General features: G+C 72.0%; 14 protein-coding genes. 6 read left to right on the top strand and 8 right to left on the bottom strand.

Going from position 1 to position 15134, the window contains the following annotated elements; translation table 11 throughout:
• Nucleotides 1-55 precede the first annotated feature (55 nt).
• Nucleotides 56-301, bottom strand: coding sequence for a hypothetical protein (locus tag VH969_RS14530; RefSeq protein WP_331974266.1), 246 nt, complete (start codon nucleotides 299-301; stop codon nucleotides 56-58).
• Nucleotides 302-512: 211 nt separating this feature from the next.
• On the opposite strand from VH969_RS14530, the gene VH969_RS14525 reads away from it, so the two are divergent.
• The 3 genes from VH969_RS14525 to VH969_RS14515 are packed head-to-tail and all read left to right on the top strand — an operon-like array spanning nucleotide 513 to nucleotide 3333.
• Nucleotides 513-1445, top strand: coding sequence for a hypothetical protein (locus VH969_RS14525; RefSeq protein WP_331974265.1), 933 nt, complete (start codon nucleotides 513-515; stop codon nucleotides 1443-1445).
• A gap of 23 nt (nucleotides 1446-1468) precedes the next feature.
• Complete coding sequence (locus VH969_RS14520; RefSeq protein ID WP_331974264.1) at nucleotides 1469-2296, top strand: AfsR/SARP family transcriptional regulator; 828 nt, start codon at nucleotides 1469-1471, stop codon at nucleotides 2294-2296.
• Between the two features lie 26 nt (nucleotides 2297-2322).
• Entirely contained in the window at nucleotides 2323-3333 is a 1011-nt protein-coding gene (locus VH969_RS14515) for a hypothetical protein (RefSeq protein ID WP_331974263.1), read from the top strand.
• Nucleotides 3334-3476: 143 nt separating this feature from the next.
• On the opposite strand, the gene VH969_RS14510 is transcribed toward VH969_RS14515, so the two are convergent.
• The 5 genes from VH969_RS14510 to VH969_RS14490 form a co-directional block, all read right to left on the bottom strand.
• A complete protein-coding gene (locus tag VH969_RS14510) occupies nucleotides 3477-5048 on the bottom strand; it encodes an ArnT family glycosyltransferase (protein ID WP_331974262.1) in 1572 nt (523 codons plus the stop codon).
• A complete protein-coding gene (locus VH969_RS14505) occupies nucleotides 5041-6981 on the bottom strand; it encodes a condensation domain-containing protein (RefSeq protein ID WP_331974261.1) in 1941 nt (646 codons plus the stop codon). Before VH969_RS14505 ends, VH969_RS14510 begins: the two co-directional genes overlap by 8 nt.
• On the bottom strand, nucleotides 6981-8477 hold the full coding sequence (locus VH969_RS14500; RefSeq protein WP_331974260.1) for an amino acid adenylation domain-containing protein: 1497 nt from the start codon (nucleotides 8475-8477) through the stop codon (nucleotides 6981-6983). The genes VH969_RS14505 and VH969_RS14500 overlap by 1 nt, the downstream gene beginning before the upstream one ends.
• A 66-nt stretch (nucleotides 8478-8543) precedes the next feature.
• Nucleotides 8544-9920 carry a condensation domain-containing protein gene (locus tag VH969_RS14495; RefSeq protein WP_331974259.1) on the bottom strand — a complete coding sequence of 459 codons (1377 nt, stop codon included), beginning with the start codon at nucleotides 9918-9920 and terminating at the stop codon, nucleotides 8544-8546.
• Nucleotides 9921-10104: 184 nt separating this feature from the next.
• Nucleotides 10105-10314 carry a DUF5988 family protein gene (locus VH969_RS14490; protein WP_331974258.1) on the bottom strand — a complete coding sequence of 70 codons (210 nt, stop codon included), beginning with the start codon at nucleotides 10312-10314 and terminating at the stop codon, nucleotides 10105-10107.
• 247 nt (nucleotides 10315-10561) lie between these two features.
• On the opposite strand from VH969_RS14490, the gene VH969_RS14485 reads away from it, so the two are divergent.
• From VH969_RS14485 to VH969_RS14475, 3 genes are read left to right on the top strand one after another with little or no spacing between them, the layout of a single operon-like run.
• Nucleotides 10562-10831: a phosphopantetheine-binding protein gene (locus VH969_RS14485; RefSeq protein WP_331974257.1), complete on the top strand. Its 270-nt coding sequence runs from the start codon at nucleotides 10562-10564 to the stop codon at nucleotides 10829-10831.
• Nucleotides 10828-12402: an acyl-CoA ligase (AMP-forming), exosortase A system-associated gene (locus VH969_RS14480; protein WP_331974256.1), complete on the top strand. Its 1575-nt coding sequence runs from the start codon at nucleotides 10828-10830 to the stop codon at nucleotides 12400-12402. The genes VH969_RS14485 and VH969_RS14480 overlap by 4 nt, the downstream gene beginning before the upstream one ends.
• Nucleotides 12399-13625, top strand: coding sequence for a pyridoxal-dependent decarboxylase, exosortase A system-associated (locus VH969_RS14475; RefSeq protein ID WP_331974255.1), 1227 nt, complete (start codon nucleotides 12399-12401; stop codon nucleotides 13623-13625). Before VH969_RS14480 ends, VH969_RS14475 begins: the two co-directional genes overlap by 4 nt.
• Before the next feature lie 5 nt (nucleotides 13626-13630).
• Here the strand turns inward: VH969_RS14475 and VH969_RS14470 are convergent, their stop codons facing one another.
• Both VH969_RS14470 and VH969_RS14465 read right to left on the bottom strand, forming a co-directional pair.
• Nucleotides 13631-14179 (bottom strand): dihydrofolate reductase family protein, encoded by a 549-nt coding sequence (locus tag VH969_RS14470; RefSeq protein ID WP_331974254.1) that lies wholly within the window; start codon nucleotides 14177-14179, stop codon nucleotides 13631-13633.
• A gap of 183 nt (nucleotides 14180-14362) precedes the next feature.
• Nucleotides 14363-15134 (bottom strand): transglycosylase SLT domain-containing protein (locus VH969_RS14465; protein WP_331974253.1); only part of this gene is annotated, 772 nt, incomplete at its 5' end.

Below are 15134 nucleotides of genomic sequence, written 5' to 3'. Positions count from 1 at the left end.
TTGTGCGCCGACGACATCGTCGGCGCCACGCAGACCACGGACTGACCCGGGGCGGTCAGTCCCAGGGCGAGTCGTCGTCGCGCTCGTCGCCGCCCGTGCCGGTTCCGGTTCCGGTGCCGCAGTCCGTGCCGTCGGCTAAGTCTCGGCTGACGGCGGTGCGGCCACCGTGTGTCCCGCGGTCCCAAGGGGAGTCGTCCGCGACCGCGGCGGCGGGCGTGACCAGGGAGAGCGTGGCTGCCACGGCGACCAGCAGACCGGTCGTGGGGAGGAGCCTCCGGTTCGTGTTCGGGTTGGTGTTCATGGCGTAACCCCCGTCCTCGAAAACCGCTTGGTTTTCGCTGAACTTCGAACTATCGAATGAGACTAACCAACAACACGGTCCTCTCGGTTGGACCTTCATCGACTCTTCACCTCTTCTCCTTGATCGAGAGCGGATCAGAAGGCGTTCAGCAGTGCCGTGTGCACGATTGGTATCGACGGACAGCTCTCAAGATCCGCTGGAGGCGGCGAAGATGACAGGCTCCATCCCTCGGCTGCAGGCCGAGGATCTGCTGCGGGCGATCGACCTGCTCGATCCGCTCGCGGTCGTGGCCGAGGACCTCGTCGGCCGGCCCGCTCCGGCGCAGCGCCGGACCGGTCGGTTTGTCGCCGGCCTCGCGTCCGACCCGGAGCTGACACTCGTCGAGGACTTGGGCAGCGGTGAGCGCTGCCTGCTGCCGACCGCCTGCCTGCGGATGGTGTGCGCCGCCGCGGTGGCCTCGCTGGCCGTCCGCGAGCTGCACGGGACCGGCGTGGGGACCGTCGCCGTCTTCGGTGGCGAGAGCCCGACCGACCTGCTGCTCGCGGTCATCGCGGCCTACCTGCCCAACCTCAGCCACGTCGCCGTGTACGCGCCCGCGTCCGGACCGGAACCGCCGGTCGACCGGGCCGTCGCGGAGCGGCTGGAACTCGCCGGGATCGGCCTGTCGGTCAGCGGCGAGGCGCGGCAGACGGCGTTCGGCGCGAGCCTGTTCATCGTCGCCGCCCGCGACCGCGGCCGGCTGGACGTCGGCACGCCCGCACCGGGCGTGCTGCTCATCAACGCGTCCGGTGCCGACCTGCCCGACGAGCTGCTGGACGCCATCGACCAGGTGTACGTCGACGATCTGCAGCTGGTGGTGGACAACCCGCACCGCGCGGTGGTCCGGCAGCACCTGTCCGGTTCGGACGGCGCGGCGGAACCGCTCGGGGCGCCGCGCGAGGGCTGGCACCGGCGGCAGGCCGGCTGGCGGCACCGCCGCCGGATCGAGACCGATCTCGGCCGTGTCCTCACCGGGGACCACCCCGGACGCACGCACGTCGACGACGTCCTGCTCGTCGAGTTGTTAGGCCTGCGGGAGCTGGAGGTCGCACTGGCCGGCCGGCTCCTGCGCACCGCGATCGAACACGGTCTCGGCAAGCCGTGAACGAAGTTGGAACGGAGAAGATCGTGAGCGTCGAAGTCAAGCTGCTGGGCAGCATGGAAGCCGTCGTCGGCGGGGTGTCGTTCGCGCCGACCGCGGGCAAACCGCGTCAGCTGTTGGCGATCCTGGCCCTCAACGCCGGGAAGGTGGTGCCGGTCTCGGCCATCATGGACGAGATCTGGGGCCCCGCCACACCACGCAGCGCGCTCACGACGCTGCACACCTACGTCGGGAAGCTGCGCAAGGACCTCGACTGCGCGATCGGCGACGAGTCCCGGTGCGCGGCCAAGACCGTCGTCGCCACCGAGCAGCTCGGCTACCGGCTGAACGTGCCGCCGGAGAACGTCGACGCGGGCCGGTACGTGCAGTCCTCCGCGCTGGGCAGGCGGATCGCGGAGACCGGCGACCCGGAGACCGCGTCCGCGACGCTCGCCTCCGCGCTCGACCTGTGGCGCGGGTCGGCACTGTCCGACGTGTCCGCCGGCTCGCAGCTCATGATCGAGGTGGCGCGGCTGGAGGAGAACCGCCTCGCCGACCTGGACCTGCGCATCGAGATGGACCTGGCGCTCGGCCGGCACCGGGGGCTGCTCGGCGAGCTCGCCGCGCTGTGCGCGCGCTACCCGATGTCGGAGAACTTCCACGCCCACTACATGCTCGCGCTCTACCGGTCGGGCTGGCAGTGGCGCGCCCTCGAGATCTTCCAGCGGCTGCGCAACACGATGGTCAACCAGCTCGGCGTCGACCCGTCCGCCAAGGTGCGCCAGCTGCAGCAGGCGATCCTGCGCGGGGACCCCAGCATGGACGGGCCAGAGATCGTCTCCGGTGGCAGAGCGGCCGCCATGTTCGCCAGGTAGCCACAGGCACTCACGGGAGAACTGTCATGCAATCGGGAACCTTGTTACCCAACGGCAGCGCGTCGGTTCTGCACGAGCACATCGCGAACGTCTACCGGTACGCGGCGCGCAAGGGTGCGATCGACGCGGTGGAGACCGTCGCCGAGGACCTCGAGCTCGAGGTGTCCGCGGTCACCGAGGCGGTGGAACGGCTGCTGGAGACCAGGCTGCTGCGCGCGGAGGACGCCGGCCGCCTCCTCGTCCCGGTCGACCCGGAGGTCGCCGCCGCGCTGCTGGTTTCGCCGATGGAGCGGGAGATCTACCAGCGCCGCGAGCTGATCGCGCGCATCCACGAATGGGCGGAGGTGTTCCGCCGGGACTACACCCGCAACGGCCGGCCGGCCACCGAGCTGTCCTCTGTGGAGCGAGTGGGTGGCGCGGTCGAGGTGGGCGGCTACCTCAAGCTCGCCGGCGACGCGTGCCGGGAGGACGTGCTCGTGCTGCGCGCCACCAACGACGCCGAGGGGTTCGACGACTTCCTGCCCGTGTGCTCGAGCCTGCTCGCGCGCGGGGTCGCGGTGCGGATCATCTGCCAGCACCGCACGCGCGCCGACCTCGTCGCGCGGATGACGTTGAAGGGCCTCATCGACTCCGGCGCCCAGGTGCGCACGGTCAGCCACGTGCCCCGCGCGGCCGTCGTGTTCGACCGGTCCGTGGCCGTACTGCTGGGTTCGGCGGACGGCAAGACGACCGCGTCCCGCGTGCGGGACGACGACGTGGTGCAGTTCCTGCTGGACGTGTTCAACCACCTGTGGGACGCCGCGACCCCGTTGGAGTGCTTCGAGTCCGGCTACGCGGACGTGGCCGACGACCTCCACCAGACCATCGCCGGCCTCATGGCCAAGGGCTTCACCGACGAGGTGCTCGCCCGCAAGCTCGGCATGTCGGTGCGCACCTGCCGCCGCCACATCGCCGAGCTGATGCGCAACCTCGACGCGGTGAGCCGGTTCCAGGCCGGCGTGCAGGCCGCGCGCCGCAGCCTGGTGCAGGGTGGCTGACCCGAACACACGAAAGAGCCGGGCCGGCGGCCCGGCTCTTTCGTGCATCGGTCCGTTGGCAGTCCACGTCGGACGTCCAGTTGCTCCGGGCGTGCGGCGATGCGTCTGGGCGATGCGTCAGGCCGATCCGTCAGGCCGATCCGTCAGTACGTGTGGCGGAGTTCGTGCCACAGCGCCGACCACGGCAGCCGGGGCCCCTGGCACAGCTCGACCAGGGAACCCTGCTCCGGGTTGTGCACGCCGTAGCCGTTGTCGACGCGCCGCACGACGCGGCAGCCGGTGAACTGGCGTGCCAGCTTCTCGTTGGCCGGGAAACGCACGAGCAGCACGGGTCCGGTCGCGGAGTCGGGCGGCGTGCCCCAGTCGGCGTAGCTCATGTGGCCGGAGTAGGCCCGCGGCAGGCCGTCGGCCCGCGCGTACCGGTCGATCGCCGCGGCCTCGCCGTAGTTCTGGGTGAAGATCACCGCACGGCCGCGGTCCGCTTCCGGGATCTCCCGCCACGCGGTCGCCACCTGGCCGGCCAGCTCGGGCCAGCCGACCTGCTCACCCTGCTCCTTGTTCATCGCGTTCACCGGGTTCAGCGCGGTCCGCGGCCAGACCGGCAGCGTGGCGGCGGTGTAGACCACGGCGACGACGACCACGGTGGCCGGCAGTAGCCAGGGCCGCCCGATGCGCCGTGCCCAGCGCAGCGCGGGTTCGGCACCGGCGGCCATCATGACGACCAGCAGGCCGATCACGTAGTACGGCTTGCCGGCGGCGACCAACATCAGCGCCGCGAGCAGCAGGTAGGCGACGGCGAACGCACGCGCCCAGCGCACCTGCGGGTCCCGGAACAGCCGCACCAGCCCGGCGAGCCAGATCGGCGCGTACAGCGGTGCCGTGTAGACCAGCTGGAACGGCACGAACAGCACGCGGTTCTCCACGCCGTTCTGGTCGTTGATCGCGGACGCGATCGTCAGCTGCGGCCACCCGTGCGCGGCTTGCCAGATCACCGTCGGCGCCGCGATCGCGCACGCGATCAGCGCCCCGGCGGCCAGCCACCAGGTGCACAGCACCCGCCGCGGGCCCACCGCGGCGATCGACACCAGCAGCGCGGCGAGCAGCAGCAGCACCAGGTACTTGTTCAGCACCCCGATCCCGGCGGTGGCACCGATCGCGAGGTACCAGCGGCCGTCACCGGTTCGGGCCAGCCGCAGCACCAGCAGGCAGAGCACCAGCCAGATGAGCGTGTCGACGGTGGCGGTGGCCAGCATGTGGCCGGTGGTGACGATCACCGAGGAGGTCGCCACGGTCGCCGCGGTCAGCGTCTGCGCGCCGCGCCCGCCGCCGAGCTCGCGGGCCACGAGCGCGGCGACCACGACGATCGCGACGGTCAGCAGCGTGGCCACCACGCGCAGCCCGGCCGGCGTGTCACCGAACAACGTCGTACTCACCCTGGCCAGCAGCGGGGTCAGCGGCGGCTGGTCCACGTAGCCCCAGTCCAGCCGGTTGCCGGCCGCGACGAAATACAGCTCGTCGCGGTGGAACCCGTACCGCCCGGACAGCGCGGTCAGCACCGCCGCCAGGCCCAGGCAGATCGCGGCCACGGGCCGTACCGCGAACGCGGCCGGTCCCGGTTCCCGCGCCGCTTCGACCGCATGGTCGGCCGGCTCCAGCGGGGGTGACACGCTGATGTCCCTGCGTCGCTCCTCGTGCACCTGGCGCAGCCTAGCCACGCCCGGCACCTGCCGCCGCGGGCTGATCACGAAGGTGGTGGGTGGCCTGCGACCGGTGGAGCTGCGCGGCCAGCCCGGCCAGTGGCCGCGCCCCGGCGAGCCGGCGCACCGTGAGGCCGGCCCAACCGCCTTCGCGCAGCGCGCCGAGCACCCGGGGCAGGCGAAGCATCCGCCCGCCTGCCGCGGTGTAGCTGCCGGCCAGGTCGACCACCTCGAGGCCGTTCACCTCGGCGACCGCGGCGGCGAGCGCCTCCTCCGCGGCGGTGGCCGGCGTGCGGGGCTGTGCCGGCAGGCCGTCGCCCGCGGCGGCGCCGTCGATCTCGAACCAGCCGGGGCAGCGCACGCCGGCCCGGTCCTCCATCACGTCGAGCAGGTGGCCGCGCAGCTCGGCCGGGGTGACGGTGCCTGCCGGAGCGACTTCCGCGACCAGGCCCTGCTCGCCGGCCCGCACGGTGGCCCGCACGGTGGCCGAGGCGACGCCGGGATGCTCCCGCAACGCGGCCTCGGTGGCATCCAGGTCGACGAGGTCGGTCCCGATCCGCGCGGTGCGCAGCTGCGCCGGCGGGGCGAACCCGATCCGCGCGGCCACCTCGCTGATGCGCAGGTCCACCGACGGATCCCGGTGCAGCCTCAGCAGATCGACGTACCCGCGGAGGAATCGCTCGACGGCGTCGGCGTCCATGACCGTGGCCATCGCGGCCAGGCCGATGGTGATCCCGTCCTGCCACTCGTAGACCCGGGTGTAGGTGTCGGTCCCGGCCTTGGCCCAGTCGGTCGGCTCCCCGTTCCAGGTGAACCGGTCGCGCCTGGTCCCGCAGGACCGGGGCGCGTAGTTGAGGAAGTTCAGCTCGGACGCCGTGCGCACCGGCTGCCCACGGCGGAAGCTCTCCAGCGAGGTCAGCTCGAGTACCTCGTCGTACGGCACGTTCGCGTGTGCGCGCGCCCGCTCGGCCCCGGCCACGACGCGGCGCAGCACCTCCGCGAACGACGGGTCGTCGGCCACCTGCACCGGTACCAGGGCGGGCGAGAACATACAGGTCAGCACGGACATCTGGGCACCGGCCCGGCGGTGGCTGGTCAGCCACTGCGGCGCGACGACCGCCGAGCAGGTGTAGGCGGCCATCGTCGCCGTGTACGCGGCGAGGTGCACCGCGGAGGTCCACGTGTTGTGCTGCCCGGCGATGTCGCGGACGACCGCGAGCAGGGACGGCGCGGTCAGCGCCGCGCTGTACGCGGTGACCTCCGTACCGGTCACCGCACCGGTCTGCGAACCGGTCTGCGCACCGGCGACCCGGCGGTGCACGAACATGTCCGCGGGCACCCCGGCGATCTCGGCACGCCAGTGGTCGAGCGCGGCGTCCACGGCCGCACGCGGCCGGGCCGACTCGTCGCGCGCCACGTCCACCGGCTGGTGGATCACCGGCGGCAGCGCGGCCGGCTTGCGCTGCGCGATGGCGGCCAGGATGGCCTGGAGCTCCTTGCGGAGCTCGTCGATGCTCCAGTCGTCGAACGATATGTGGTTGAGCACCAGCACCAGCTGGCGCGGCACGCCCCCGGTCGTCACCACGCAGGCTCGCGCCGGCGCCTCGTCGGCGAGCGCGAAGTTGGTGACGGTCAGCTCGTGCAGGACCTCCGCCGGACTCGGTGTCCCGTCCGCCTCCGTGCTCACCTCGTGCAACGGCACCGGCGCGGGCGGGCGCACCTGCTGCCGCGGCCACGGGTCGGCGTCGACGTGGTACACGGTGCGCAGCGCCTCGTGCCGGCGCACCAGCAGGTTCAGCGCCGTCCGGAGGTGCGCGACGGTGACGCCGCCGGGCAGCGGGCTGCGCACCACGATGTGGGCGTCGTGGCGCGCGTCCTCCGGCACGGCCTGGTAGCGCAACCAGTGGTACCGCTGACCCCAGCACAGCTCGGCCTGCCGCGCGGCGCTCATCAGGCCACCCTCGCCGAGACGAACTGCTCGGCCCGGGCGGTGAGGACCTTGCGGTCGATCTTGCGGTTGGTGCTGAGCGGGAACTCGTCGACGAAGAGGAACCGGTGCGGGATCAGCGCCCGGGGCAGGAAGGTTCCCAGCTCGTCGGTCAGCTCGCCGACCGGGCGCTCGTCGCCGATGCAGAACACCACGAGCTCGCCCCGCACCGCCACCGCGATCGCCGCGCGCACGCCGGAGAGCCTGCGCACCGCGTGCTCCACCTCGGGCAGCTCGATCCGTACGCCGCGAATCTTCACCTGGTGATCGGTCCTGCCCAGCCAGGCGTACTCGCCGCCGTCGAGGCAGCGCACGAGGTCACCCGTGCGATACCAGCGCCGCCCGTTTCGCTCCAGGAACCGGCCCTCGTCGTCGGCCGGGTCGAGATAGCCGGGGAACACCTGGCTGCCGGCGACGCACAGTTCGCCGACGGCCGCCTCGCTGTCGGTGTGCGCGTCGTAGACGAGGCACTCGTTTCCGGGATAGATCGCGCCGATGGGAACGACGCCGTTGACGCTGCGTCGGGGCGACGACTCCGGGCGCCAGCGGTGCACCGTGCAGGTGATCGTCGTCTCCGTGGGGCCGTACGTGTTGTCCAGCGTGCAGTTGCTCGCCGCCGCCGACCAGTCCGCGGCGTCGGCGGCCAGGAGCGGTTCGGAGCAGAAAAGGCTCCAGCGCAACGTGGGGAAGCAGCCCGCGCGCAAGCCGCCGACCCGCCGGACGAGCGAGATCACCGTCGGGCCGGAGTGCCACACGGTGATCTCGTGCCTGGCGATGAACCGCGCGAGCGACGAATAGGCGTGCTGTGGCACGAAGACCGCGACCCCGCCGCTGCCCCACGCCGCGAACAGGTCGCACATCGCCGGGTCGAACGTCAGGTCGAAGGTGTGCGAGAAGACATCGGCACTCGTGAACTCGTAGCGGTCGTGCACGAACTCCAGATAGGCGCCGATATTGCTGTGCAGTACCGGCACGCCCTTCGGACGCCCGGTCGAGCCCGAGGTGAACAGGATGTACGCGACATCGTCCGGGGAGGCCAGCAGCGGTTCGGCGAGCGGCTTGCCGGACGGCTCGCCGACGACGGCCACATCGCGCAACGCGGGCGCGAGGTCGGCCAGCGTCGCCTGGCCGGCGTCGTCGACGATCACGGCGTCCAGCTCGGCCGCGTCGATCATCTGCCGGTTGCGCTCCGCGGGGAATCCCGGGTTGAGCGGCACGACGGCCGCGCCGGCGTAGCCGGCGGCGATCATTCCGGCGTATGCCTGCTCGCTGGCGGTGGCGAGCAGGCCGACCCGGCGAGCCCCGGCGCGCGCGGCGACCAGGTCGCCGGCGATGGCCAGCGCGCGCTCGTGCAGTTGCCGGTAACTGAAGCTCCGGGTACCGAGCCGCAACGCCTCACCATCGCCGTTGCGGCTCAATCCACGTAGAAACCACTCGGCCAAAACCGGTCCACCGGCCATCGCCGCGCCTCTCTTTCGAATCGGGTTCGCACCGGCGGTCAGCCGTCCGCCGCGAGAACGTGTGCGCTAGGCGGCCAGCCACGGCGGCTCGGCGACGTCTCCCGGGAACACGGCGGCCGGCAGGTCGCCGGCGAGGCACGCGGTCAGGTCGGCCAGGCTCGCCTCGGGGTTGGTCAGGGCCATCAGCGTGCCGTGCACGACGGTGCGCAGCACGTCGGTCAGCGCGTCCGCGTCGAGCAGCGCCGGGTCCGCGCGCAGCTGGAGCTGGGTGTGCCCGTTGCGAACGGTGACGCGCGTGTCGAACGGCTGGCCGTACTGCCGGGCTCGTGGCGCCCATTCCAGGACCGCCGGCTCGGGTGCGGCGTTCTGCTCGGCGGCGCCACCGAGGTCGAGATAGTTGAACCAGCAGGGGAACAGGTGGTTGAACCAGCAGTCGTGTGCCGTGGTCACGTCGCCGGCGCCCTCCCGCGCCAGCTGGAAGACCCGGTCGGTGTCGTAGCTGGAGTGCCGGTACGCCTTGACCGCCGCCCAGTGCGCGTGCTTGGTGTGTGCCGCCAGCGACGCGTGCTGGTCGACGTCGACCAGCACGGGGATGAGCTGGTTCAGCGTGCCCACGGTCTGCTTGAGCTCGGCCGCCAGACGGTTGTTGAACATCAGGTTCAGCAGCACCTGCCCGGTGCCCAGATGCCGCGACAGGCCGGCGGCCACCAGCGACATCAGCACCGTGGCCGCGGTGGTCGCGTGCGCCCCGGCGGCGGCGTTCGTCGCTTCGGTCAGCGCCCGCGAGTGCAGCGTCACCTGGATGCGGTTGGCGGTGCCGTCGAACGGCAACGTGGGCCACCCGCCCGGCAGCCGGCTGCCGATGAACGTGCCCCAGTACCGCTCGGCCGCACGGCGCCGGCCGGCCTGCGCGTCGCCTCGCTGGGCGCGTGCCAGCTCGACCGGGGAGACCGTGGCCGGCAGCTCGGCCGCCGGGTCCGCCGCGAGCACGTGGAACTGGCGCTCCAGTTCCAGGGTCGACCAGATGTCCAGGATCAGGTGGGAGAACGAGAGCGAGAGGAACATCGGCTCGCCGTGCATGCTCACCAGGACCCCGCGCCAGCACGGCCCGCCGGTCATCGCGATCGGCGTCGCGACGAGCTCGGCGGTCATCCGGTCCGGCTCGCTGTAGCTGGTGATGACCTTGTCCACCCGCTCGATCGGCTGCGGGAGCCGCGTGTGCACCCGCTGCGACGGGACTCCGTCGCGCACGTGGTAGGTGGTCCGCAACGGCTCGTGTCGCTCGATCAGCAGGCGCAGCGCCTCGTCCACCCGCGCCGCCGGAATTCCGCGCAGGTCCCAGGTCGCCGGGATGTTGGCTTCCATCCGCCAGCCGGCCGGGTAAGTCTCGATCTCACGCCAGCTGTACAGCTGGCCGTAGCTCAGAGGCGTTTCACCGGACACTTCTTTCTCCCTGTAAATTCATCGCGCCGCGACCGAGGGTTGTCCAAAAAAGCCAACGCTTTGTTCGGAATTGGTGGCGATATGTTCCGGACGGTAACGGCGTCGCGGCGAGCGGCGCAATGTCGCCTCGCTGGCAGGTTGTTGCGGGTCGCCGGTGGCCGCCGGTGTGCTCCTGGTGGCGCGGCTACTCGGCGATCTTGGTCCGGTCGCACCACCGGAAGACGGGCAGCGGTGCGCCGTGGAGCTCGCGGGACTCGCCCGAGTACCGGAAGTGCTCGCGGCCGCCGCCGTGCACGACCTTCACGGCCTCGGACAGGGTCGCGACCTCGCGCACGCGGCCCTCGCCGGTGATCTCGCTCGGTCCGCCGACGAGCAACACCCGAATCCGATCCATCGCGATCATCTCCTCGTTCGGATTTTCGTGTGGACTGGCCAGATGGAGTTTCGTCAATGGTCGGGCCGGATCCGGGCGGGGCCAACGGGCAGCCGGTGGCAGGTTGTTGCCGACAATCCCGGCCGCCGTGGTCGCCTTGACGCTCGCGCGCGCGGTCGGCGAATCTTTCCGCACCCGATATTCGCATTCCCCGGTTCACCGTCCCGGGTTCATATTCCCGGTTCATATTCACTGCTGAGGTGGCGCAATGGCTACGTTGGAAGTACCGAGCGAGTTCCAGGAGATCCTGCGGCCGCACCTGCCGTACGCCGACGCGGGTGACCTTCTGGCGTCGAGCGAGCTGGCGAGCCTCGGCCTGGACTCGATGAGCCTGGTGGAGCTGCTGGCCGACGTCGAGGACCGGTATGACGTCGAGCTGCCCGACGACATCCTCAACGAGTCGACGTTCGCGACCGTCGGCTCGCTGTGGGAGGCGCTGTGCCCGCTGGTCGTCACGGCCGGCGCCGAGTCGTCGTGACCGGGCTGCTCACCCGGCTCGACGACCTGCTGCGCTGCGGCGACCCCGACCGGCCCGCGGTGACCTGGAAGGACGAGACGCTCACCTACGCCGAGCTGTCCGGCCGGGTCGCCGCGGCCGCGGCGGGGCTGCGCCGCCTCGGGGTCGGGCGGGGCGACCGGGTCGTGGTGTACCTGGAGAAGCGGCTCGAGACCGTCGTGGCGATCCTCGCCGCGTCCGCGGCGGGAGCCGTGTTCGTGCCGGTGAACCCCGTGTTCAAGCCGCCGCAGGTGCGCTACGTGCTGGCCGACTGCGCGGCCAAGGTCCTCGTCACGACGGCGGAGCGGCACCGCGCCATGCTCTGCGAGCCGGCCGAGGGGCCGCTCGAGGGACCCGTGGAGCACGTCGTCCTCGTCGGCGACTACGCAGCCGCGCCGGGTCTCATCCCGTGGTCCGCACTGTGCGCCACGCCCGGTTCGCCGGCCGCGGCAGACGGTGCGCTCGACGGGGTGCTCGACGGGGTGATCGACATAGACGTCGCGGCCATCCTCTACACCTCGGGCAGCACGGGTTCGCCCAAGGGCGTGGTGCTCTCCCACCGGAACCTGCTCGTCGGCGCGCAGAGCGTCGCGTCCTATTTGGAGCACACCAGCGACGACGTGGTGCTCTCCGTGCTGCCTTTGAGCTTCGACGCCGGCCTGAGCCAGGTGACCACCGCGCTGGTCGCCGGCGCGCACGTGGTGCTGGTGAACTACCTGCTGCCGCGCGAGGTCGTACGGCTGTGCGCCCGGCACCGGGTCACCGCGCTCACGTGCGTGCCGCCGCTGTGGCAGCAGCTGCAGGGCCAGCGGTGGCCGGCCGAGGCGACGGCGAGCCTGCGGTACTTCGCCAACACCGGCGGCCGGATGCCGCGCCCGGTCCTGGAGCGGCTGCGCGAGATCTTCCCGTCCGCCCGGCCGTACCTGATGTACGGGCTGACCGAGGCGTTCCGCTCCACCTACCTCGATCCCTCCGAAGTGGACAACAGGCCCGATTCCATCGGCAAGTCGATCCCCAACGCCGAGGTGCTCGTCGTGCGGCCGGACGGCAGCCCGTGCGAGCCGGGCGAGCACGGCGAGATCGTGCACCGCGGCGCGCTGGTGGCGCTCGGCTACTGGAACGACCCCGCCCGCACGGCGGAGCGGTTCCGCCCGTTCCCGCCTGCCGGGCCGGCCGCGTACCGCGGCGAGCTCGCGGTCTGGTCGGGCGACGTGGCCTACCGCGACGAGGACGGCTTCCTGTACTTCGTCGGCCGCAACGACGAGATGATCAAGACGTCCGGCTACCGGGTCAGCCCGACCGAGATCGAACAGGCCGCGTACGGCACCGGTCTGGTCGGCGAGACGGTCGCGTTCGGCGTGCCGGACGAGGTGCTGGGGCAGTACATCGTGCTCGTCGTCGGCGGCGAGTGCGACACCGACACGCTCGCGAAGGCGCTCGCGGTGGACCTGCCGAAGTACATGCAGCCGCGGCGGATCGAGGTGCTCGACGAGCTGCCGCGGTCGGGCAACGGGAAGTTCGACCGGACCGAGATCCGCCGGAGGCTGGCATGACGTCGGTGGCATCGCGCGGCGTGGTCGACCGGTACGGGCGCGCCGACGGTCAGCTCGCGGTCGGTGGCGTGCCGGTCTCCCGGCTGGCGGCGCGGGTCGGCAGCACCCCGTTCTTCGCGTACGACAGGGGACTGGTGGCGCGGCGGGTCGCCGAGGTGCGGGCCGCGCTGCCGGGCACCGTCCACCTGAGCTACGCGGTGAAGGCGAACCCGATGCCGGCGGTGCTGCAGCAGCTGAGCGAGCTGGTGGACGGTTTCGACGTGGCGTCGGGGATCGAGCTGCGCAACGCGCTCGACACCCGGCTGAGCCCGGCGGTGCTGAGCTTCGCCGGTCCCGGCAAGAGCACCGGCGAGCTGTCGCAGGCCGTGGCGGCCGGCGTCACGATCGAGCTGGAGTCCGAACTGGAGCTTGCCCGGGTGCTCGCGGTGAGCGGCCGGCTCGGGATCAGGCCGCGGGTCGCGGTGCGGGTCAACCCGGACTTCCAGGTGCGCGGCTCGGGCATGCGCCTCGGCGGCGGACCGCAGCAGTTCGGCATCGACGCCGAGCGGGTGCCGTCGCTGCTCACCGCGCTGTCCGATGTGGACTTCCAGGGCTTCCACGTGTTCGCCGGTTCGCAGAACCTGCGCGCGGAGGAGATCTGCGAGGCGCAGCGCCGGACCGTCGACCTGGTGCTCGGCCTGGCCGACTTCGCCCCGGGGCCGGTGCGGTACCTGAACCTGGGCGGTGGCTTCGGCATCCCGTACACGCGCAGGGACCGCCCGCTGGACCTGGAGCCGATCGGTGCGAACCTGGCCGGGCTGGTGGACGTCGTCTCGGCGCGCCTGCCGGAGGCCCGCGTGGTGGTCGAGCTGGGCCGGTACCTGGTGGGCGAGGCCGGCGTGTACGTCACGCGCGTGGTCGACCGCAAGGTCTCGCGCGGCAAGACCTTCCTCGTCGTCGACGGTGGCCTCCACCACCAGCTGGCCGCGTCGGGCAACTTCGGCCAGGCGATCCGCCGCAACTACCCGCTCGCCGTGGCGAACCGGGTCGACGAGCCCGCCACGGAGGAGGTCACCGTGGTCGGCTGCCTGTGCACCCCGCTGGACCTCCTGGGCGACGACGTGCTGCTGCCCGCCGCCGAGGTGGGGGACCTGATCGCGATCTTCATGGCGGGCGCCTACGGCCGCACGGCGAGCCCGCTGGGCTTCCTGAGCCACCCCGAGCCGCTGGAAGTCCTGGTGTAGCCGGGTCAGAGCTGCGGGCGGTAGTTCAGGTAGACCACGCCGTTGTCGTACGACTCAGTGGCGCCCAGCTCCATCGTCGACGCGGCCGCGTCCGGCGGGAACAGGCGCGGGCCGCCACCCCGGGTCAGCGGGTAGACGAACAGGTGCAGCTCGTCGACCAGGCCGTCGGCGAGCATGGCCCGCACCAGCCGGCCGCTGCCGCTCACGTAGATCTCCCCGGCGACGTCGGCCTTGAGCTCGTCGATCCGCTTCGGGTCGTACGCGCCGACGATCTCCGAGTTCCGCCAGGTCGCCTGCTCGAGCGTGCCCGAGACCACGTACTTGGTGGTGTCGTTGAAGAACGGCGCCCCCGGGTCGTCCTCGACCGTGCGCACCGACCACGCCGGCTCGAACATCTCGTACGTCGTGCGCCCCAGCAGGATGCCGCCGCTGCGGCCGGTCACCGCGCCGATGCGCTCGCCCATCCGCGGGTCGAAGCCGTAGTCGAACGTCCAGGTCGGCGCGTCGATCACGCCGTCGAGGCTCATGAACTCATGGACGTGGATCGCTCCCATTTCGGCACCTCCACCATTGCCGTACCGCGCGGGTTTCCGCACGCGTGGCGCAGCATAGGTGCGAAGACCGCGGCACGGCGATCATCGCCATGCCGCGGCCTCCTGGGGAGCGCGGACTCCAAGTCCTGCGGACCGCCGGTCAGCAGCGGGTCAGAAGCCCATCAGTAGCCCGTCAGTAGCCCGTCAGTAGCCGACGTAGCCCCGGCCGTGCTCCAGGTTGCGGACGCCCGGGACGTCCGAGATCGAGCCGTAGCGGTCGATCGCGTACCGGGTGCCCGCGATGATGTTGTCCACCGGCGCGTAGATGTTGTCGTGCCCGGGCAGGTGGTGCTCGGTGAACGTGGAGTCGATCGTCTGCATCAGGCCCTTGGACGGGTGCCCGGCGGTCGCGTTCGAGTCCCACAGGTTGATCGCGTTCGGGTTGCCGCTGGACTCGTGCTGGATGAGCGCGATCATCTGGTCCTCGTTCATCAGGGACGGGTCGACGCCCTGATCGATGAGGATCTGCCGCGCCTGCTCCACCCACGCCTGCAGCTGCGCCCGGTCGGCCGCGCGGCCCTCGTCCGGCGGCGGGCCGCTCGGGCCCCACGACGGCACGCCGCGCGGTGGCGGGGGCCAGTCGGCCGGGTTGCGCGCGCCCGCGGCCGCCGGCGGCGGCTGGACCGCGCCGCCCACCGGCTGCGCGGACGCGAGCGGCGCGCCGCCCGCCGCGGCACCCGCGGCCACCGGTGGGGTGGTGACGGGGCCGGTCGCGACCGCCGCCGGTGAGGTGGTCTGGACGCTGGTGTCGCCGCTGGCCATCGGGGTGGTCTGATGCTGGTAGCCGGGTGCGACCTCCCGGGTGGTGGCCTGCTGCACACCACCGGTGTGCGCGCCGGCGGTCTGCACGGCCTGATGCTGATAGCCCGGGGCGACCTCCCGGGCCGGGGCCTGCCCGACCGTGCCCGACGCGTTG

Origin of the sequence: Actinophytocola sp. (assembly GCF_036555685.1) — a bacterium.
Lineage (GTDB): Bacteria > Actinomycetota > Actinomycetes > Mycobacteriales > Pseudonocardiaceae > Actinophytocola.
This window is presented reverse-complemented; position numbering and strand designations above follow the sequence as displayed.